The following is a 19,455-nucleotide window of genomic DNA, read 5'->3' as shown; positions in this document are numbered from 1 at the left end:
CATGTCCCAGGCCACGCTGGCCCCGCCGGCGGCCACCGCCGCCATCACCCCTACCGCCGCCGACTCCTCGGCCGATTCCTCGGTCGAGGCGCGCATCCTCCGCTTCCTCCTCCCGTACCACCGCACCACCGGCCCGGGGTCCGCGGACCCCGCGGACTTCCCGGAGCAGCTGCGCCAGATACGGCAGTTCACGGACGCCGGCGAGCCCGTCCTCTTCACCCTGCCGGGCTTCCCGTGCAAGTCCCCCAACCCCGCCAAGGTCCTCGGCCACCTGCCCGACGAGGGCGAGCGCCTCTCGCTCGCCTTCCTCGACCGGCTCTGCGCGCGCATCGGCGAGGTCTACGCGCCCGGCGCGCGGATACTGATCTGCTCCGACGGCCACATCTTCGGAGACCTCATCCACGTGCCCGACGAGCACATCGACGCCTACGGCGACGAACTGCGCGCCCTGATCGCCGGGGAGGGGCTCGGCCGGCTGGACACGTTCGACCTGCGCGACGTCCACGGGGACCTGGACCACGACACCAAGCGGCGGCTCGTGACGGAGGCCTACGCGCCGCCGGTCGAGGAACTGCGGGCCCTGGTGCGCGGCGACGAGGAGACGGCACGGCTCTACCGCGGCATCACCCGCTTCCTCGTCGAGGACACCGCGGAATTCGCCGGCACGCGGTCCGCGCTCCAGCGCGAGTGCCGGTCCCGGGCGTACGGCGTCATCGCGCGCAGCCGCGCCTGGGGCGACCTCATCGCCGACTGCCACCCGCGGTCCGTCCGCCTGTCCATCCACCCGCAGCGCCCGGGCGCGGAGAAGTTCGGCATCCGGCTGCTGGAGGCGGCGGACGCGTGGGCCACGCCGTGGCACACGGCCGTCCTGCGGGGGCCCGGGGGAGAGGCGCGCCTGGTGCACCGGGCGGAGGCGGAGAAGCTGGGGTGCCTGGTCCTCCGCGCGGGCCGCCCGAGCCACTTCGAGGAACGCGGCTGAGCGCTCGCGCCGCTGGGCGGTCAGCGGGTGCTCAGAAGTCGGGCAGCGCCTTCGCCACGGCCCGGATCGCGCGCCACAGACCGCCCAGGGCGCCCACCTCGATCGCCGTGTCCGCGGCGTCCATGGCCAGCTCGGCCCGTTCCCCGCGCCGGCACTTCCGGCACTGACCGCGCCGGAAGCGGCCCGATCGCCCGCAGCTCCTGCACGTTCCCCCGTGGTTCCACATGGCCATGATCATCTCACGGGCCGCCGGGGCTGCTGGGGCCTCCGAGGCCGCCGGGGCCGTCAGCGGAGGAACGCCAGCACCTGCTGTGACACGGTGTCATCGGTGAGCAGATCGTTGTGCTTGAGGCACCCGGCCGTCGCGTGGTTCTCCGCGCCGTCGAGTGCCGTGCTCGACACGGGGGCGATCTGCTCGTCGCAGGACGACCACCACGTCGCGTAGCGCGTGGGGCCCGGCGTCTCGTCGTCGGCGTTGAGGTGCGTCAGGACGTACGAGCCCGGTGTCATGTCCTTGCAGCCCTGGTCCCACAGCGCGCACAGATACGCCAGGCTCGTCCCGTGGTTGGGCCCGCCGAGCGAGACCCAGTGCGCGACCTTGCCCGTACCGCCGCCGAACGCGAGGTACCAGCGCGTCGGCAGGCCGCCCAGGCTGTGCGTGACGACGTCCGCCCGCGCCGCGCCGGTCCGGGCCAGGACGCCGTCCACGTACGCGGCGAACTCCCCGGCGAGCGCCTCGTTCGACGACCGGCTCGTGTCGTACGACCAGGCGTGCAGCCGCTCCTGCGGATAGCCGGCGGCGGCGAAGTCCGCCCGCATCCCGTCCCACACGCCGGGCCCGGCGTTGCGCCCGTGCACGAAGATCACGGGGTGGGGCGGGGGGTCCGCCCGCGCGGGGGCGGAACCGAGCGGAACAAGAGCGGCGGCCACCGCCATGACCACGACCGCCCACAGCAACAGCACGGGGTTCCGCCGCATCAGCGCGCCTCCTGAGCAACAAGGGCAGGAAGAGACAGGACCGGACCGCCCGGCACTATGCCACCGGCCCCTCGCCATGGGAAGCCGCCCGGCGCCACGACGGCGGCCGGACACCGCCCGGCCCCCGGGCGATCATGCGCGCGACGCCCGCACATTACGCTGAGCCGGGCCGAGCCCTTTTGTTCACGGAGCTGTTCACCGAGCCGTTCTCAGAGTCGCTCACCGAGTCGTTCACCGAGGGAGTCACCGCACATGACCGTCCCGCTCGACCTCGCCTTCTTCCGCCGCTTCCTCGACCGCGCCACGCGCGTGATCGTGGCGGAGTCGGCGCACCTCACCGAACTCGACGCCGCCATCGGCGACGCCGATCACGGCGCGAACCTCAAGCGCGGGTTCACCTCCGCCGCCGAGGCGGTGGCCGCGGAGCCGCCCGCCACGCCGGGGGCGCTGCTCACGGCCGTCGGGGCGCATCTGACGAACACCGTGGGCGGGGCGTCGGGGCCGCTGTACGGGACGGTGCTGCGGCGCATGGGGAAGGTGCTGGGCGAGGAGCCCGTGGTCGAAGCGGAGACGCTGGGGCGGGCGCTCGGCGCCGCCGTGGCGAGCGTGCGGCGGCTCGGGGACTCGGCGCCCGGGGACAAGACGATGGTCGACGCGCTGCAACCCGCCGCCGACGCGTACAACGCCGCCCTCCCGCAGGGCGTCGTGGCCGCGCTGGACGCCGCCGCGCGGGCGGCCCGCGAAGGGGCCAAGGCAACGATTCCGCTCCAGGCCCGCCGGGGCCGGGCGAGCTATCTGGGCGAGCGCAGCATCGGCCACCAGGACCCGGGCGCGACGTCGTCCGCGCTGCTGGTCACGGCGCTGTACGAGGCCACGGACCCGGAGCTGTGCGCGGTGCCGCCGGAGCGGGAGGCCGCGGCCGCCGAGGCCCCCGCGCGGGCGGAGCCCGCCGGCCGGGTCGGCATCGTGCTGGTCTCGCACAGCCGCGAGGTCGCCGCTTCGACGGCGGAGCTCGCGAAGGCCCTGGTCGGCACGGGCGACCCGGCCCCCGCGGCCCCGGCCGGCGGGCTGCCGGACGGTGCGGTCGGCACCAGCGCCGAGCTGGTGCGCCGGGCGGTGGGGGCGGCGGACCAGGGCCGGGGCGTGGCGGTGTTCTGCGACATGGGCAGCGCGGTCCTGACGGTGAAGGCGCTGCTCGCGGAGGGCTTCGGCGGCTCCGAGGTGCGGATCGCCGACGCCCCGTTCGTGGAGGGCGCGGTGGCCGCCCTGGTGACGGCCTCGGCCGGCGGCGACCTCGCGGCCGTGCTCGCCGCGGCGGACGACGCCCGCGCCTACCGCAAACTCTGAGTCAAGAGGCGGCGGCACCAAGATCGCAGCGGTGGCCGGGATGCATCACCCGTGCCAGGGTGTAATGGCACAAATGCCCCCATGTGTCCTGCCCGCGTTCCCGCTCCCGTTCTCGTTCCGTTCCGTCCCGGCGTGGAGGTCTCGCCACGGTGTCGTCGCGCAGACTCCCCTTCGCGCTGGTCCTGGCCTACCTGGGCGCCATCGTGGCCGTCGACCTGATGACACCGTCGAACCTCCGCCTGGACGTCTTCGCCGCCCTCGCCCCGATGACGGCCGCGGCGGTGTGCACGTACCGGCAGACGGTGTTCGTCGGCGTCCTCGACTTCTGCCTGATGGTGGCGCACCACGGCGTCGTCAACGGCGAGGTGCCCGTCAACAGGGTCGGCTCGTTCGTCGGCAACGCCCTGATGGTCGGCGCGAGCATCGCCGTCGCCCGGCTGCGGCGCGACGCGGAGTCGCTGCTGGAGCGCGTGCGGGCCACGGGCGAGGCCGCGCAGCGCGCGCTGCTGCGGCCGCTGCCGCTGCGCACGCGCAGCGTGGTCGTGGACGGCTTCTACGTGTCCTCGCAGCGGGAGGCGCTCGTCGGCGGCGACCTGTACGAGGTGGTCGACACGCCGTACGGGACGCGCGTGCTCATCGGTGACGTGCGGGGCAAGGGGCTGGGCACGCTGGGTGCGGGGGCGGCCGTGCTGACCGCCTTCCGCGAGGCGGCCTACCACCGGCGCGACCTGGAGGGCGGGGTGGTGGCGATGGAGCAGGGGCTGTACCGCTACCACCGGTCGGCGGAGTACCAGGCGCGGTTGCTGCCGGAGCGGCACGCCGGGCGGCCGGAGGACGTGCGGATGCGCGCGGCGGAGGAGTTCGTGACGGCCCTGGCCTTCGGCACGGAGGAGGGGCCGGGCGACCCCGGCGTCAACGGGCACGTGCCGGTGGTGTTCGTGGACTGCGGGCACCTGGCGCCGTTCCTGATCGGCCCGGACGGCGGGGTGCGCGAGCTGGAACCGGCCGACGCGGGGCTGCCCTTGGGCCTCGGCGACCTGGCCGCCGTGCCGCGGACGGTGCAGCGCGTCGCCCTGCCGCCCGGCTGCCGGGTGCTGGCCTGCACCGACGGGGTGACCGAGGCCCGGTCGCCGGACGGCGGCTTCTACCCGCTCGCGGAGCGGCTCGGCGCGTGGGCCGCCCTGCCCACCCCCCAGCTGCTGGGGCGGCTGCGCGCGGACCTCGACGCGCACACGGGCGGGCGGCTCCAGGACGACGTGGCGGTCCTGGTGATGGAACGGGCGGCGGAGTACCACGGAGCGGCCGCCGGCGAGGGGGAGGAGGCGGCGGGGGCTCCGGCCCCGTAGGGTGCGCGTCCGCCTCCGCGCCCGCGGCCCGTCAGCGGATGAACAGCTCGAACGCCACGCCCGGCCGCCCCCCGAACCGCGCCGCCACGCCCCGCATGCTGCCCTCCAGGAACGTGCGGCAGTACGTCTCCGGGTCCTCCTTCGTCAGCGCCTCGATGTACGTGCGGTGGCAGAGGAGGGACGCGACGGCCCGCTCCAGGCCGCTGCTCGCGTCGACGGCGTGGGTCGGCTGCGGGGAGCCGGCCACCGCCACGTAGCGCACGCCGTCCCAGGGCACGAGGCCCTCCTCGGCGAGGTCGGGGAAGATCCAGCGGTTGCCGGCGTCGCCGACGGCGTCGAGGACGGCCCGGCCGACGTTGCGGTGGTCGGGCGTGTTCCAGTACGTGCCGCCCCAGGTGTCGTGGTGGTTGAGCGTCAGCACGAGCTCGGGGCGGTGGCGTCGGATGGCGGCGGCGAAGTCGCGGCGCAGGGCCGTGCCGTACTCGATGACGCCGTCGGGGTGGCCGAGGAACTCCACGGTCGCCACCCCCACGGCGGCCGCGCTCGCCCGCTGCTCGCGCTCGCGCAGCGGGCCGGCCTCGGCGGGGGCCAGGGTGTCGATCCCGGCCTCGCCGGCGCTGGCCAGCAGGTAGACGCACTCGCGGCCGTCGTCCAGCCAGGCGGCGACGGCGGCGGAGGCGCCGTATTCGAGGTCGTCGGGGTGGGCGACGATCGCGAGGGCGCGCCGCCAGTCGGTGGGCATCTCCTTGAGCAGGGCGGCGGCCTGCTCCGCAGCGCCCGCCGCATCCGCCGTGCCCGTATCCGTCCCCGTCGTGCCCGCCGTGGCCGTCACTTCCGTCGCATCCGCCATCACGGTCTCCTTCAGCCTTCAGTACGGCCGTCAGCCTTCAGCCGGTCGGATCCGCCCCGGGGCGCCGCGCGCCGCGCGCCGTCGGCAGGGCGTTCGATGAAGAGTACGTCGCAGTTCTTCGCGACACGCGGGAACCGGGCGGTCCCGCGGTCCGACTACCTGATCCGGGCCCGCACCGGCGGGCCGTGGCGAAACCGATTTTCCTGGAGTTGTCTGATGCGCCCTCGTGCGTGGTGCGGTGTCCTGGCCGCAGTGGCCCTGTCGGCGACGGCCTGCGGTAGCGGCGGCGGTGGCGGTGCGGCGGAGAAGTCCGACGACGCCGGGTCCGGCGCGCGGTCCGGCTTCCCCGTGACCGTCACGGACTGCATGGGCGCGAAGACCACCTTCGACGCGGCGCCGAAGAAGATCGTCACCAGCAACGCCGCGGGCCTGGAACTGCTCATGTGGCTGGGCGCGGCCGACAAGGCGGCCGGCACGGGCTTCCCGCCCGGCAAGGGCGCCATGCCGGGGCAGTACGCGGACCGGGCGGCGAAGGTGCCGGCGCTGGGGAAGACGGTGATCCCCAAGGAGAAGCTGCTCGGCTCGGGCGCGGACCTCTACGTCGACGCGTTCTCGTCCATGAAGAACATGGGCAAGATGGGCGACGCGCCGACGGCCGAGGAGTTCAAGGCCGCCGGCATCAAGCACGTCTTCCTGAAGTCGACGGCCTGCGCGTCGATGAGCAAGAGCCCGCGGACGGACCTGTCGGGCGTCGAGGCCGACATCGAGGAGCTCGGCAAGGTCACCGGCACCTCCGCGCGCGCCGCCGAACTGGTGCAGGACATGCGGAAGAAGACGGGCGCCGTGCGCGACGCCCTCAAGGACGTCCCCGCCGGCAAGCGGCCCTCGTACTTCTTCTTCGACTACGACGCGGGCACCAAGCAGCCGATGGCCGTGTGCAACCGGCAGGTCGCCAACGCCGTGATCTCCATGGCCGGCGGCCGCAACGTCTTCGACGGCTGCGACGGCGACTTCAAGCCCGTGGGCTGGGAGGACGTCGTCGCCAAGAACCCCGACTGGATCCAGCTCGGCGTCCGCAACCGCGGCAGCGACGAGGCGAACGCCAAGGCCTTCGACGAAGCCGCGGAGTTCCTGAAGACCTTCCCCGCCACGAAGGACCTCACGGCCGTCAAGGAGGGCCGCTTCCTGCGCATCGGCTCCGAGCGCACCACGATCGGCGGCGTGCGCAGCGCGGACACCGTCCGCGAGATCGCGCACACGCTGCACCCGGACCGGGTCAAGTAAGTGGGGTCCCTGGGGGCGCCCGCCGCGGTCGCCGCGGAGCGGGCGGAGGAGCGCGAGCCCGGGGCGCGGGCGCCGTGGGTGGCGGCCGCGCTGGGCTGCGCACTGCTGGTCGCGCTGACGGCCTCGGTGTGCCTGGGCTCCTCGGACGTGCCGCTCGGCGACGTGTGGTCCTCGGTGGTGCGCGGGGTGAGCGGCCAGGCGCCGGTGCCGGGCACCCAGGACCTGATCGTGTGGCGGCTGCGGGTGCCGCGGGCGCTGCTGGCGGCCGTGGTGGGCGCGGGCCTGGGCCTGGTGGGCACCGCCGTCCAGGCCCTCGTCCGCAACCCGCTCGCGGACCCGTACCTGCTGGGCATCTCCAGCGGGGCCTCGCTCGGCGCGGTCGGGGCGATCGTGCTGGGGGCGGGCGCGGGCGGGCTGCTGGGGCTCGGGCTCTCGGCGGCGGCGTTCGCCGGCGCGCTCGCGTCGTTCGCGCTGGTGTGGGCGATGGCGCGGCGCGGGGGCGGGTTCTCGCCGCTGCGGCTGGTGCTGGCGGGCGTGGGCATCGGCCAGTTCCTGTCCGGCTTCACGCACTACCTGGTGCTCCAGGCCGGCGACGACCAGCAGACGCACGGCGTGCTGTTCTGGCTGATGGGCTCCCTCGGCGGCGCCCAGTGGTCCACGCTCGGCGTGCCCGCCGCGGCCGTGGTGCTCGGCCTCGCCGCGCTCCTGGCCCGGGCCCGGGCGCTCGACGCGGTGCTGATGGGCGACGAGACCGCGGCGGGGCTGGGCGTGGACGTGACACGGCTGCGGCGCGAGCTGTTCGTCGTGACGAGCGTGCTCACCGGAGTGCTGGTGTCCGTCTCGGGCGCGATCGGCTTCGTGGGGCTGATGGTGCCGCACGTGTGCCGGATGGTCGTGGGCGGCGCGCACCGCGTCCTGCTGCCGGTGGCCGCGCTGTTCGGCGCGGTCCTGCTGGTCGTGGTCGACCTGGTGGCCCGTACGGCGCTGCCGGACCAGGAACTCCCGGTGGGCGTGGTCACGGCGCTCGTCGGTGCGCCGACGCTGCTGTACCTGCTGGACCGGCGCCTGGTGGAGAGGGGCTAGCGGCATGGACGGAATCACGGGCGGAATCGCAGGCGGGGCGACGGGCGGAATGCGGATCGCCGTCGAGGACCTGGAGGTGTCCCTGTCCGGGCGGACGGTCGTCTCCGGGGTGCACCTGGTCGCGGAGGAGGGGGAGATCGCCGGGCTGGTCGGGCCGAACGGCAGCGGCAAGTCGACGGTCCTGCGCACCGTCTACCGCTATCTGCGCCCGCACGCGGGCCGGGTGCTGGTCGGTGGTACGGACATCACGTCGCTGACCGCCGCCGAGTCGGCCCGGCGGGTGGCCGCGCTCCCGCAGGAGCGCGGCAGCGACTTCGAACTCTCGGTGCGCGCGGTGGTGGCCATGGGCCGCACCCCGTACAAGCGGGCGTTCGCGGGCGAGGACCGCGCCGACGCGGAGATCGTGGCGGCGGCGCTGGCCGGGGTCGGGCTCGCGGGGGCGGAGAAGCGGCGCTTCTCGGCGCTGTCGGGCGGCGAGCGCCAGCGGGTGCTGCTGGCGCGGGCGCTGGCCCAGGACCCGCAGGTGCTGGTCCTGGACGAGCCGACGAACCACCTGGACGTCCTGCATCAGGTCGAGCTCCTGGCCCTGCTGCGCGCGCAGCGCCGGACGACCCTGCTGTCCCTGCACGACCTGAACGCGGCGGCGTCGCTGTGCGACCGCCTCCACGTCCTGCACGAGGGCGCGCTCGTGGCCTCGGGCCCGCCGCGGGAGGTGCTGACCCCGGAGCTGCTGGCCGATGTCTTCGGCGTCCGGGCGGCGGTGGTCGACCACCCGCTGACGGGCGATCCCTTGATCGCCTTCGACCACCGCACGCCCGGTCGCCGTCAGCCGATCGACTTGATCAGTTCGCCGTCGGCCGTATCGCCGCTCAGCTCCCAGAAGAATGTGCCGCCCAGCCCCTGACGGTTCTTGTACGCCGTCTTCCCGGCGATCGTCGACGGGGTGTCGTAGCTCCACCAGTCGCTGCCGCACTTGGCGTAGGCCGTGCCCGCCACCGTGCCGTTGGCCGGGCACTTGGCCTTGAGGACCTTGTAGTCCTCGAAGCCGTCCTCGTACGTGCCCTTCGCCGGGCCGGTGGCCGTCCCGCCGGGCGCCGACTGGTTCACGCCGGTCCAGCCGCGGCCGTAGAAGCCGATGCCGAGCAGGAGCTTGGAGGAGGGCACGCCGAGGGACTTGAGCTTGGTGATCGTGGCGTCGCTGTTGAAGCCGGGCTTGGGGATGCCGGTGTAGGACGTGAGGGGGGAGTGCGGGGCCGTGGGGCCCTTGGCGTCCCAGGCGCCGAAGAAGTCGTAGGTCATGGGGTTGTACCAGTCGACGTAGCGGGCGGCGCCCGCGTAGTCGACGGCGTCGATCTTGCCGCCGTCGGAGGCGTCGGCGGTGATGGCGGCCGTGACGAGGTTGCGCGTGCCGAACTTGGCGCGCAGCGCGGCCATCAGCTTCACGAACCCCTCGCGACCGCTCGTGTCGCAGGTGAGGCCGCAGGCGTTGGGGTACTCCCAGTCGATGTCGATGCCGTCGAAGACGTCGGCCCAGCGCGGGTCCTTGACGAGGCCGTAACAGGACTCGGCGAAGGCGGCCGGGTTGCGGGCGGCCTCGCCGAAGCCGCCCGACCAGGTCCAGCCGCCGAAGGACCAGACCACTTTGAGGCCGGGGTGCAGCTTCTTGAGCTTGCGGAGCTGGTTGAAGTTGCCGCGCAGGGCGCCGTTGTCCCAGGTGTCGGCCTTGCCGTCGACGCTGCCGGCGGCGTCGTAGGCCTTGTCGTAGTCGGCGTAGGAGTCGCCGATGGTGCACTTGCCGTTCGTGACGTTCCCGAAGGCGTAGTTGATGTGCGTGAGCCGGTCGGCCGAGCCGGACGTCTGAATGTTCTTGACGTGGTAATTGCGCTCGTAGACGCCCCAGTTGGTGAAGTAGCCGACGACCTTGCGGCCTGAGGCGGTGTCGTCGGACCCGTCGTCCGACCCGGCGGCGGGTGCCGCGGGTGCCGCGGGTGCGGCGGCGGACGCGGCGGGGGAGGCGGTCGCCGGACCGGTGAGGAGCGTCGTGGTGAGCAGGGCCCCGGCGGCGGCGAAGGCGGCCAGGACGGTACGGGGTCGTGACGGCAGGAGGGTACGCGGTCGTGCGGGCATCGGTTCTCCTCGGTGGGGGTGGGGAGAGGTGCTCTGCGGGGGGTGACCTGGCATGAACGCGCTAAGCGTGCCCAGGACCATAGAAGGTCTGGACCAGTGCGGTCAATGGTTTGGACCAACCCCGTTCATGACTGCGTCACAAGGCCGTTGTGCCTGGTGCGCGACTTGTCAACCCGTGACGTCAGCCCGCCGATCGGGCATACTCCAAGCCGCCACAGCCGCAGGTCATCCGGTGCCGCGACCCGGCGCGGGATCATCGGCTTTGGGCATCACCGGCGACGGCGCCACACCCTTGCGCGCCCGTCGCCGCAGCGCCCGACAGGGAGGAGAGCGCCGCCATGACCGACCACGGCCCGCAGCCGGTGGAGCGACAGCTGCCCACCGAGGAGGCCCGCGACCTGCTCGCGCTCGTACGCGATCTGGTGCAGCGGGAGATCGAGCCCGGCGCGGCCGAGGAGGAGGAAGCCGGGCGCTTCCCCCGCGAGGTCTTCCGGCTGCTGTCCGCCTCCGGCCTGCTCGCCCTGCCCTACACCGAGGAGTTCGGCGGCGGGGACCAGCCCTACGAGGTCTACCTCCAGGTCCTGGAAGAGCTCGCGGCCGCCCGCCTCACCGTGGGCCTCGGCGTCAGCGTGCACACCCTCGCCTGCCACGCCCTCGCCGGCTACGGCACCAAGGAGCAGCAGGCCGAGCACCTGCCCGCCATGCTCGGCGGCGGGCTCCTCGGCGCGTACTGCCTCTCCGAGCCCTCCTCCGGCTCTGACGCCGCCTCCCTGCGCACCCGCGCCACCCGCGACGGCGACACCTGGACGATCGAGGGCACCAAGGCCTGGATCACCCACGGCGGCATCGCGGACTTCTACACCGTGATGGCCCGTACGGGAGGCGAAGGCGCCCACGGCATCACCGCCTTCCTCGTCCCCGGCGACGCCCCCGGCCTGTCGGCCGCGCCGCCCGAGCGCAAGATGGGCATGAAGGGCTCGCCGACGGCCCAACTGCACTTCGACGGCGTGCAGGTGCCGGACGCGCGCCGCATCGGCGACGAGGGACAGGGCTTCGCGATCGCCCTGTCCGCGCTGGACTCCGGGCGCCTCGGCATCGCCGCCTGCGCGATCGGCGTCGCCCAGGCCGCGCTCGACGAGGCGATCGCCTTCACCGCCGGGCGGCGGCAGTTCGGCCGGCCCATCGCCGACTTCCAGGGCCTGCGCTTCATGCTCGCGGACATGGCCACCCAGATCGAGGCCGGCCGCGCGCTCTACCTCGCCGCGGCGCGGCTGCGCGACGCCGGCCTGCCGTTCTCCAAGCAGGCGGCCATGGCCAAGCTGTTCTGCACCGACGCGGCGATGCGCGTGACCGTCGACGCCGTCCAGCTCCTGGGCGGCTACGGCTACACGGCGGACTTCCCGGCCGAGCGCTACATGCGCGAGGCCAAGGTGCTCCAGATCGTGGAGGGCACCAACCAGATCCAGCGCATGGTGATCGCCCGTCACCTGGCGGGCGCCGAGAGCCGCTGAGCGGCGGCGTGGCGGGCGGGCTCCATGCGGCCCGCCCGCCGGAAACGCTCCTGCGTCAGGAGTGCGTCACGTCAGGAGTGCGTCATCCGCGCCATGAGTCCGTCAGGACGGCCGACGCATCTCCGGGACGCGGACCGGGCGCGAGCCGGGACCCCCGATGTGGGAGAACGGCTGCGTCCGCCAGTCCAGGCTCTCCGGCAGCGTGAGCATCAGCGCCGCGTCGAACTCCTGGCCGTCCGGCGATTCGTCCGCCGCGGCGGCGTCCTCCATCGCACGGCCCGAGCCGGGGCACACCGTGAGCCCGAAGGGATTCCACGGCGAGGGGCACAGCGCGTGCTCGGGGAGCACGTCCTCGTCGGGGAGCAGCGCGATCGGGCGCGCACAGTCCGGGCAGATCACCCGGAACATCGTGGTGGTGTCGACCTCATAGGACTCGTACGGGCTGCTGCCGTCGCCTTCATTCAGGCGTTCCAGGCTGGGCATAGTCTTTCTCCCCCTCGGATTGGCCGGCCAGGCGCCTCGGCCTCGGCCACAGCAAGCACTTCCCGCGTCACGAGCCGGGTAATCTCCGCATCACGGAGGACACGGGTGCATATCTGTGTTGTTCGTCACATGTCTTTGTGCGTCGTCATGCGCCCCCGCGGAGCCGGTCGACTGTGCCGCTCCGGCCCGGACCCAGTAGGTTGATCCGCGTGGAGGAGCTGGACAGAGAAATCGTGGAACTGCTCGTCAAGGACGGGCGGATGAGCTACACCGACCTGGGGAAGGCCACGGGCCTGTCCACCTCGGCGGTGCACCAGCGCGTGCGCCGGCTCGAACAGCGGGGCGTCATCCGCGGATACGCGGCCGTCGTGGACCCCGAGGCGGTCGGGCTGCCCCTCACCGCGTTCATCTCGGTGAAGCCGTTCGACCCCAGCGCCCCCGACGACATCGCCGACCGGCTCGCCGAGATCCCCGAGATCGAGGCCTGCCACAGCGTCGCCGGCGACGAGAACTACATCCTCAAGGTGCGGGTCGCCACGCCGCTGGAGCTGGAGCACCTGCTGGCGCGGATCCGCTCCCTGGCGGGCGTCTCGACGCGGACGACGATCGTCCTGTCCACGCCGTACGAGGCGAGGCCGCCGAGGGTCGGCTGACGCCCTCGTCCGGCCGGTGAGGACCGGGGTCCGGGGCGGAACCCCGGGTGGGAGAGACTGATCCCCATGACCGAGCCCCTCGCATCCCAGGACAAGCCGCGCACCGTTCTGCTGCGCAACGGCACCGTGCACAGCCCCGCCGACCCGTTCGCCACGGCCATGGTCGTCGAGCGCGGCGCCGTCGCCTGGGTCGGCTCCGAAGGAGCCGCCGACTCCTTCGCCGAAGGCGTCGACGACGTGGTCGACCTTCAGGGCGCCCTCGTCACCCCCGCCTTCACGGACGCACACGTCCACACCACCGCCACCGGCCTCGCGCTCACCGGCCTCGACCTCACCGGCTCCCGCTCCCTGGCCGAGGCACTCGACCGGATCCGGGCGCACGCCGGCGCCCGCCCGGCCGAAGGCGTCCTCCTCGGCCACGGCTGGGACGCCAGCGCGTGGCCCGAGCAGCGCCCCCCGTCCCGCCGCGAGCTGGACGAGGCCACCGGCGGCCGGCCGCTGTACCTCACCCGGTCCGACGTCCACTCGGCCGTCGTCACCACGGCCCTGCTCGGCCTCGTGCCGGGCCTCGCCGGCCTGGACGGATACGACCCCGAGGGGCCGCTGACGGGCGACGCCCACCACGCCGTGCGCGCCGCCGCGCACGCCGGCGTCACCGCCGCCCAGCGCGCCGCGGCCCAGACCGCCGCGCTCGACCGCGCCGTCTCGCTCGGCATCGGCTCCGTGCACGAGTGCGCCGGGCCGCAGATCTCCGGCGCCGACGACTTCACCGGGCTGCTGCGCCTCGCCGCCGGCCGCCCGGGCCCGCGCGTCGTCGGCTACTGGGCGGAGGCCGTCGCAACCGCGAACGACGCGGACCGCATCCGTGAGCTCGGCGCGGCGGGCGCCGCCGGCGACCTCTTCGTGGACGGCTCCCTCGGCTCGCACACCGCGTGCCTCCACGAGCCGTACGCCGACCTGCCCGGCCGCACCGGCACCGCCCACCTCGACGCGGCCGCCGTCGCCGCCCACGTCGCCGCGTGCACCGAGGCGGGCCTCCAGGCCGGCTTCCACGCCATCGGCGACGCCGCGCTGACCGCCGTCGTGGAGGGCGTCCGCGCCGCGGCCGGCAAGCTGGGCCTGGCGCGCGTGCGCGCCGCCCGCCACCGCGTCGAGCACGCCGAGATGCTCACGCCCGAGCACATCGCCGCCTTCGCCGAGTTCGCCCTCACCGCGTCCGTGCAGCCCGCCTTCGACGCCGCCTGGGGCGGCGACACGGCCATGTACGCCCAGCGCCTCGGCATCGAGCGGGCCCGCACCCTCAACCCGTACGCGGCTCTGCTGCGCGCCGGCGTGCCGCTCGCCCTCGGCTCCGACAGCCCGGTCACCCCGCTCGACCCGTGGGGCACCGTCCGCGCCGCCGCCTTCCACCGCACCCCCGAGCACCGGATCTCGGTCCGGGCCGCGTTCACCGCGCACACGCGCGGCGGCTGGCGGGCCGTGGGCCGCGACGACGCGGGCGTCCTCGTGCCGGGCGCGCCCGCCGACTACGCGGTCTGGCAGGCCGGCGACCTCGTCGTACAGGTGCCGGACGAGCGCGTGGCGAGCTGGTCCACGGACCCGCGCTCGGGCACCCCGGGCCTGCCCGATCTGACCCCCGGCACCGCGCTCCCCACCTGCCTGCGCACGGTCGTCGGCGGGCACACCGTCTACGAGCGTCCGAACGAGTGACTCCGCGCCCGTCGCGTACCGCCGAACGATGAGACGTCGGCCTGTCGCCGCCCGTGATCACTCGCCGTACTGACCTGCTGATTTAGTGCATATCCCCAGGTCACAGAGGTGTTGACAGGGTCCGGGCGGCGGCCGGTAGGTTCTGCGGAGTCCACCACAGGACGTCCGGCCGGTGCACTTCCACACAGTCGTCGAACGCCGCTGGGCCATGGGGCGGTGCGCCGGGGAGCGGCCACCGCCACTGGCAGCCAGGTTCCAGCGCACGGGGGCGAGTGAGGTGCTGCCGGGCCGGCAGGTGCGACCCGGGTGGGGCCCGGACGTTCAGTAGACAACGGCTCTAGGTCGACCCGCAGCCAGCGGGTCCCGGGTCGGCCCGAAGGACGCCGGGCCCCCATTCGCCCCACCCCCGCGTTTTCCCGGCCCTTTCCCGGCCTTTCCCCGGCCTTCCCCTGCCCCGCGCGCGTACCCAGGGCGGGCACGGTGCCCCGAGCGAGGTACCGTCGGCTCACCACCGCAAGACAGAGCAGGAAGGCTCGCCCGTGCCCCCGGGTCCCGAAATCACCGCAGAGGCCCCCGCCCCGGAGGCGACCGTGCCCGCCCCGCAGCCGCGCCCCCGCCGGGCCGTGCGCCTGGCCCGGCTCGCGCGCCGCGAGGCGGCCCGCACCGGGATCGCCGCGCTCGCCGGCATCGCGTTCGCCCTGGCCTTCCCGCCCTACGACGTGTGGCCGCTGTCGGTCGTGGCCGTCGCCGCGCTGGCCCTGCTGACCCGCGGGCGCACCGTCCGGCAGGCCGCCTGGACCGGCTTCGCCTTCGCGCTCCCCTTCTTCTTCCTGCTGCTGCGCTGGCTGCGCGTCGTCGGCTACGACGCCGTGACCGGCCTGTCGATCGCCGAAGCGCTGTTCGTCGCCGTCCTCGGCGCGGCCCTCGCGCTCGTCTCCCGGCTGCGCGCGTGGCCGCTGTGGGGCGCCTGCCTGTGGGTCGCGCAGGAGCTGGCCCGCGACCGGCTGCCGCTGGGCGGCTTCCCCTGGGGCCGGCTCGCCTTCGCCAACACCGGCTCGCCGTTCACCCCGCTCGCCGCCCTCGGCGGCGCCCCGCTGGTGACCTTCGCCGTCGCCCTCACCGGCGGCCTCCTCGCGTACGCCGTCACCGCCGCCCTGAAGCTGCGCGCGGCCGCGGGCGCGGGCAGGCTCCGGGCGGCCCTGCCGGGCGTCGAGGCGCTGGCGCTGGCCGCCGCCGTCCTGCTCGCCGGCTACGCGGTGCCCGTGCCGACGAAGGCCGACGACGAGGTCAAGGTGGCGCTCGTCCAGGGCAACGTCCAGCACGCCGGCATGGACTTCCTCGGCCGCCCGATGATGATCCTCGACAACCACGCCGAAGCCACCCTGCAACTGGCCCGGGACGTCAAGGCCGGCCGCGTGCCGAAGCCGGACCTCGTCATCTGGCCGGAGAACTCCTCCGACCTCGACCCCTTCCAGTACCCGCAGGCCTACGACCGCATCCAGGAAGCGGTCAAGGCGGTCGGCGTGCCCGTCCTCGTCGGCGCCCTCGTGGACCACCCGGGGCAGAGCGGCTACATCGACAACAAGGGCATCGTCTGGGACCCGAAGACCGGCCCCGGCGCCTCCTACGCCAAGCAGCACCCCGTGCCGTTCGGCGAGTACGTGCCCTTCCGCAGCACCCTGAGCAAGGTCATCACCCGCCTCCAGCGCGTCCAGCGCGACTTCTACCCCGGCGACCACACCGGAGTGATGCAGGTCGGCCCGGCCCGGCTCGGCGACGTCATCTGCTTCGAGGTCGCCTACGACGAGATCGTCCGCGACACCGTCAAGGCCGGCGCCCGCGCCCTCGTCGTCCAGACCAACAACGCCACCTACGGCCGCACCGGCCAGCCCGAGCAGCAGCTGGCCATGTCCCGGCTGCGGGCCGTCGAGCACGGCCGCGCCGTGGTCACCGTCGCCACCAGCGGCATCAGCGCCGTGGTCGCGCCGGACGGCACGGTGCAGCAGCGGAGCGAGGAATTCACCCGCGATGTGATCAGCGCGACCCTCCCCCTGCGGGACGGGACGACCGTGGCCGACCGCGTGGGTGCGGCGCCCGAATGGGTGCTCGCTATGGTGGGCCTTCTGTCCTGTGCGGCCGCACTCCTGATCGGCCGTCGGGTACGTACGGACGAGCGGAACAAGAGGGGCCAGCAGTGAACGACGGGCAGCGGAGATTCGGTCCGCTCGGCACGACCTTGGTGATCATCCCGACCTACAACGAGGCGGAGAACATCAAGAGCATCGTCGGACGGGTGCGGTCGGCCGTGCCGGAGGCGCACGTCCTCGTCGCCGACGACAACAGCCCCGACGGCACCGGCAAGCTCGCCGACGAGCTCGCGGGCGACGACGACCACGTCAAGGTCCTGCACCGCAAGGGCAAGGAGGGCCTCGGCGCCGCCTACCTCGCGGGCTTCCGCTGGGGCCTCGACCACGGCTACGGCGTGCTCGTCGAGATGGACGCCGACGGCTCCCACCAACCCGAGGAGCTGCCCCGCCTGCTCACCGCCCTCAAGGGCGCCGACCTCGTGCTCGGCTCCCGCTGGGTGCCCGGCGGCAGGGTCGTGAACTGGCCGAAGTCGCGCGAGATCCTCTCCCGCGGCGGCTCCACGTACTCCCGGCTGCTCCTCGACGTGCCGATCCGCGACGTCACCGGCGGCTTCCGGGCCTTCCGCCGGGAGACCCTGGAGGGTCTCGGCATGGAGGACGTGGCCTCCCAGGGCTACTGCTTCCAGGTCGACCTGGCCTGGCGCGCCGTCAAGGCCGGCTTCCACGTCGTGGAGGTCCCCATCACCTTCGTCGAGCGCGAGCTCGGCGACAGCAAGATGAGCCGCGACATCGTCGCCGAGGCGCTGTGGCGGGTCACCTCCTGGGGCGTCGGCTCCCGGGTCGGCAAGGCGCTCGGCCGCAAGTAGCCCGGCGGGCGGCGCCGTGACGTGCGGCGCCCCGTCCGGGCCGGCCGCGCCGTAAGCGGCCCATAAGTGCCGCGCCCGGCTTCCGCCGCAGGCCAGGCACACTTGAGGCATGACGTTCGGAGCACAGCAGACGATGAACGGCCGCCCGCCGCAGCGGCGGCGCGCCCGCAGGCTCATCCCCCTGGGAGTCGCCCTCTGGGCCGTCCTGGAGATCTGGCTGCTCACGCTGGTGGCCGGCGCCGCCGGCGGCCTGACCGTCTTCGCCCTGCTGGCCGGCGGCGTCGTCCTCGGCTCCTACGTGATCAAGCGGGCGGGGCGGCGGGCCTGGAAGCGGCTCACGGTCTCCCTCCAGCCCGGCGGCGCGACCGCCGAGCCGGGCGGCCAGGAGACCGGCGGCAACGCCCTCACGATGCTCGGCGGCCTGCTGATCATCCTGCCCGGGCTGCTCTCCGACGCGGCCGGCCTGCTCTGCCTCTTCCCGCCCACCCGCGCCCTGCTGCGCAAGGCGGGGGAGCGGTGGCTGAACCGCCCGGCGGCCCCCGGCACGCTCGGGGACGCCTTCCGGCAGGCCCGCACCGCCGATCTCGGCGGCATGGGGGCCGCGGGCGGCACGGGCGGGCCGGGCGGGCCCGGCGGCAAGGTCGTCCAGGGCGAGGTCATCCGCGACGACGAGCCGCCGGCCCCGCGCCCGGGCGGCCCCCGGCTGCCGCGCTGAGGGAGACGGCTCAGGGAGACGCAAAAGGGCCCGGGCCACTGCTTCGGCAGTGGCCCGGGCCCTTTTGTACTGCTGGTACTGCGTGGTGCCCGCTCAGGCGGACTTGCGGGTGTCCCGCGGATGAACGGCAATGTTCATGGCGCCGGAACGAAGGACCGCCAGCCGCTCGGCCAGCACCTCCTCCAGCTCCTCACGGGTACGTCGCTCCATGAGCATGTCCCAGTGCGTACGCGCAGGCTTGCCCTTCTTCTCCTCAGGACCATCGCCGTCCACCAGGAGTGCCACGGCGCCGCACGCCTTGCACTCCCACTCCGGCGGAATCTCCGCCTCTACCGAGAACGGCATCTCAAATCGATGGCCGTTCGGGCATGCGTACTCCACCGCCTGGCGCGGGGCCAGATCGATGCCGCGGTCGGTCTCGTAGCTGGTAACCACAAGTCGCGTGCCGCGGAGAGCTCGCTCACTCATGAATCGTGCCTCCCGGGCTTAGTCGCCCACAGGACAGGTGTCGCTGTCGTCGTCATCCGGTCAACGTCCGGTCGGCGGTGAAGATTCCCGTTGAGGGACATGCGTCGCCCGTCGTGCCGCCCCTTGTTGTACCCACCAACGCCCGTTTTGTCACATCTGGCAACGGATGTCACCCTGCGTTTCTGTCGCTTTAGCGTGCAGTAACGGTTCGTTCGGTGGGTCGAAGGCGTACACTACCGGCCCGCTTCGTCCCGGCCTAAACCAGGTCCGGAACTTTCTCCCCGGCCGGAGCCACGGGGGCCGGAGCGGCCTGTTCCGGAAGAGCGAACCGCCGCAGGAAGAACTGCGACAGCGGGCCGATCGCCAGGGCGTAGAAGACGGTGCCCGCACCCACCGAACCGCCCAGCACGAAGCCCGTCGCCAGCACGGCCACCTCGATGCACGTCCGCACCAGCCGCACCGAGCGGCCCGTGCGCCGGTGCAGCCCCGTCATCAGGCCGTCCCGCGGGCCCGGGCCGAACCGCGCCGAGATGTACAGCCCCGTCGCCACCGCGCACAGCACCACCGAGAAGCCCAGCAGGGGGATCCGCAGCCACAGGGACCGCGGGTCGGGCACCACGCTCAGCGTCGCGTCCATCGCCAGGCCGATGACCAGCACGTTCGAGACCGTCCCCAGGCCCGGCCGCTGCCGCAGCGGGATCCAGAGCAGCAGGACCAGCGCGCCGATCGCGATCGACGCCGCGCCGATCGAGATGCCCGTGTGGCGCGCGACGCCCTGGTTCAGCACGTCCCACGGCGCGAGCCCCAGCCCCGCCCGCAGCTGGAGCGCCCCGCTCACCCCGTACAGCGCGAGGCCGACGTAGAGCTGTATCAGCCGGCGGGTGAGGGATGGCTCTCCTGACGGTCCCCCTGATGCGGACACGGATCCTCCTGGTGCTCGGTACGGCCCGAAGGCCGTGTGGACGGCA

Annotated in this window: 18 protein-coding genes and 1 pseudogene; 13 read left to right on the top strand and 6 right to left on the bottom strand. The window is 73.9% G+C overall.

What is annotated here, in order from left to right:
* Window position 1: 1 nt before the first annotated feature.
* The gene (locus tag D7231_RS27150) at window positions 2-979 is read left to right on the top strand and encodes an L-tyrosine/L-tryptophan isonitrile synthase family protein (RefSeq protein ID WP_120758194.1); all 978 of its coding nucleotides are present in this window, start codon (window positions 2-4) and stop codon (window positions 977-979) included.
* Window positions 980-1,264: 285 nt separating this feature from the next.
* On the opposite strand, the gene D7231_RS27145 is transcribed toward D7231_RS27150, so the two are convergent.
* Window positions 1,265-1,957 (bottom strand): esterase/lipase family protein, encoded by a 693-nt coding sequence (locus tag D7231_RS27145; protein ID WP_120758193.1) that lies wholly within the window; start codon window positions 1,955-1,957, stop codon window positions 1,265-1,267.
* Window positions 1,958-2,209: 252 nt separating this feature from the next.
* Here D7231_RS27145 and dhaL point away from each other — a divergent pair.
* The 3 genes and pseudogenes from dhaL to D7231_RS27135 all read left to right on the top strand — a co-directional run.
* Window positions 2,210-2,830 (top strand): annotated as a pseudogene (gene dhaL, locus D7231_RS37830) (dihydroxyacetone kinase subunit DhaL); the annotation flags it as partial.
* A 21-nt stretch (window positions 2,831-2,851) separates the two neighbouring features.
* Entirely contained in the window at window positions 2,852-3,304 is a 453-nt protein-coding gene (locus D7231_RS37825) for a PTS-dependent dihydroxyacetone kinase phosphotransferase subunit DhaM (RefSeq protein ID WP_241999958.1), read from the top strand.
* A 149-nt stretch (window positions 3,305-3,453) separates the two neighbouring features.
* A complete protein-coding gene (locus D7231_RS27135; protein ID WP_120758191.1) occupies window positions 3,454-4,650 on the top strand; it encodes a PP2C family protein-serine/threonine phosphatase in 1,197 nt (398 codons plus the stop codon).
* 31 nt (window positions 4,651-4,681) lie between these two features.
* On the opposite strand, the gene D7231_RS27130 is transcribed toward D7231_RS27135, so the two are convergent.
* The gene (locus D7231_RS27130; protein WP_120758320.1) at window positions 4,682-5,392 is read right to left on the bottom strand and encodes a PIG-L deacetylase family protein; all 711 of its coding nucleotides are present in this window, start codon (window positions 5,390-5,392) and stop codon (window positions 4,682-4,684) included.
* A gap of 324 nt (window positions 5,393-5,716) precedes the next feature.
* On the opposite strand from D7231_RS27130, the gene D7231_RS27125 reads away from it, so the two are divergent.
* The 3 genes from D7231_RS27125 to D7231_RS27115 all read left to right on the top strand — a co-directional run bounded on the left by D7231_RS27125 (window position 5,717) and on the right by D7231_RS27115 (window position 8,771).
* Window positions 5,717-6,784 (top strand): ABC transporter substrate-binding protein, encoded by a 1,068-nt coding sequence (locus D7231_RS27125; protein WP_120758190.1) that lies wholly within the window; start codon window positions 5,717-5,719, stop codon window positions 6,782-6,784.
* Window positions 6,785-6,862: 78 nt separating this feature from the next.
* On the top strand, window positions 6,863-7,867 hold the full coding sequence (locus D7231_RS27120) for a FecCD family ABC transporter permease (protein WP_241999957.1): 1,005 nt from the start codon (window positions 6,863-6,865) through the stop codon (window positions 7,865-7,867).
* 49 nt (window positions 7,868-7,916) lie between these two features.
* On the top strand, window positions 7,917-8,771 hold the full coding sequence (locus tag D7231_RS27115; protein WP_120758189.1) for an ABC transporter ATP-binding protein: 855 nt from the start codon (window positions 7,917-7,919) through the stop codon (window positions 8,769-8,771).
* On the opposite strand, the gene D7231_RS27110 is transcribed toward D7231_RS27115, so the two are convergent.
* Complete coding sequence (locus tag D7231_RS27110) at window positions 8,693-9,994, bottom strand: glycoside hydrolase family 18 protein (protein ID WP_120758188.1); 1,302 nt, start codon at window positions 9,992-9,994, stop codon at window positions 8,693-8,695. The genes D7231_RS27115 and D7231_RS27110 overlap by 79 nt on opposite strands.
* A 338-nt stretch (window positions 9,995-10,332) precedes the next feature.
* Here D7231_RS27110 and D7231_RS27105 point away from each other — a divergent pair, with 338 nt between their 5' ends.
* Entirely contained in the window at window positions 10,333-11,505 is a 1,173-nt protein-coding gene (locus D7231_RS27105) for an acyl-CoA dehydrogenase family protein (protein WP_120758187.1), read from the top strand.
* Between the two features lie 102 nt (window positions 11,506-11,607).
* On the opposite strand, the gene D7231_RS27100 is transcribed toward D7231_RS27105, so the two are convergent.
* Window positions 11,608-11,988 (bottom strand): hypothetical protein, encoded by a 381-nt coding sequence (locus D7231_RS27100; RefSeq protein ID WP_120758186.1) that lies wholly within the window; start codon window positions 11,986-11,988, stop codon window positions 11,608-11,610.
* Between the two features lie 209 nt (window positions 11,989-12,197).
* Here D7231_RS27100 and D7231_RS27095 point away from each other — a divergent pair, with 209 nt between their 5' ends.
* The 5 genes from D7231_RS27095 to fxsA all read left to right on the top strand — a co-directional run bounded on the left by D7231_RS27095 (window position 12,198) and on the right by fxsA (window position 18,019).
* Window positions 12,198-12,641: an Lrp/AsnC family transcriptional regulator gene (locus D7231_RS27095; RefSeq protein ID WP_030365423.1), complete on the top strand. Its 444-nt coding sequence runs from the start codon at window positions 12,198-12,200 to the stop codon at window positions 12,639-12,641.
* Between the two features lie 66 nt (window positions 12,642-12,707).
* Window positions 12,708-14,351: an amidohydrolase gene (locus tag D7231_RS27090; RefSeq protein WP_120758185.1), complete on the top strand. Its 1,644-nt coding sequence runs from the start codon at window positions 12,708-12,710 to the stop codon at window positions 14,349-14,351.
* 539 nt (window positions 14,352-14,890) lie between these two features.
* Window positions 14,891-16,549, top strand: a complete 1,659-nt coding sequence (lnt, locus tag D7231_RS27085) for an apolipoprotein N-acyltransferase (RefSeq protein ID WP_120758184.1) — start codon at window positions 14,891-14,893, stop codon at window positions 16,547-16,549.
* Window positions 16,546-17,304 (top strand): polyprenol monophosphomannose synthase, encoded by a 759-nt coding sequence (locus tag D7231_RS27080; protein WP_120758183.1) that lies wholly within the window; start codon window positions 16,546-16,548, stop codon window positions 17,302-17,304. The genes lnt and D7231_RS27080 overlap by 4 nt, the downstream gene beginning before the upstream one ends.
* Window positions 17,305-17,413: 109 nt before the next feature.
* On the top strand, window positions 17,414-18,019 hold the full coding sequence (gene fxsA / locus D7231_RS27075; protein WP_120758182.1) for an FxsA family membrane protein: 606 nt from the start codon (window positions 17,414-17,416) through the stop codon (window positions 18,017-18,019).
* A gap of 93 nt (window positions 18,020-18,112) precedes the next feature.
* Here fxsA and D7231_RS27070 read toward each other — a convergent pair whose 3' ends face one another.
* Entirely contained in the window at window positions 18,113-18,487 is a 375-nt protein-coding gene (locus D7231_RS27070; protein WP_004948858.1) for an RNA polymerase-binding protein RbpA, read from the bottom strand.
* Window positions 18,488-18,743: 256 nt separating this feature from the next.
* Window positions 18,744-19,409 (bottom strand): membrane protein YczE, encoded by a 666-nt coding sequence (yczE, locus tag D7231_RS27065; protein ID WP_120758181.1) that lies wholly within the window; start codon window positions 19,407-19,409, stop codon window positions 18,744-18,746.
* Between the last annotated feature and the right edge of the window lie 46 nt (window positions 19,410-19,455).

Origin of the sequence: Streptomyces klenkii (assembly GCF_003626645.1) — a bacterium.
Taxonomy (GTDB): domain Bacteria; phylum Actinomycetota; class Actinomycetes; order Streptomycetales; family Streptomycetaceae; genus Streptomyces; species Streptomyces klenkii.
Note: the sequence above shows the minus strand (reverse complement) of the source record. Positions and strands in the feature narration are given on the sequence as shown.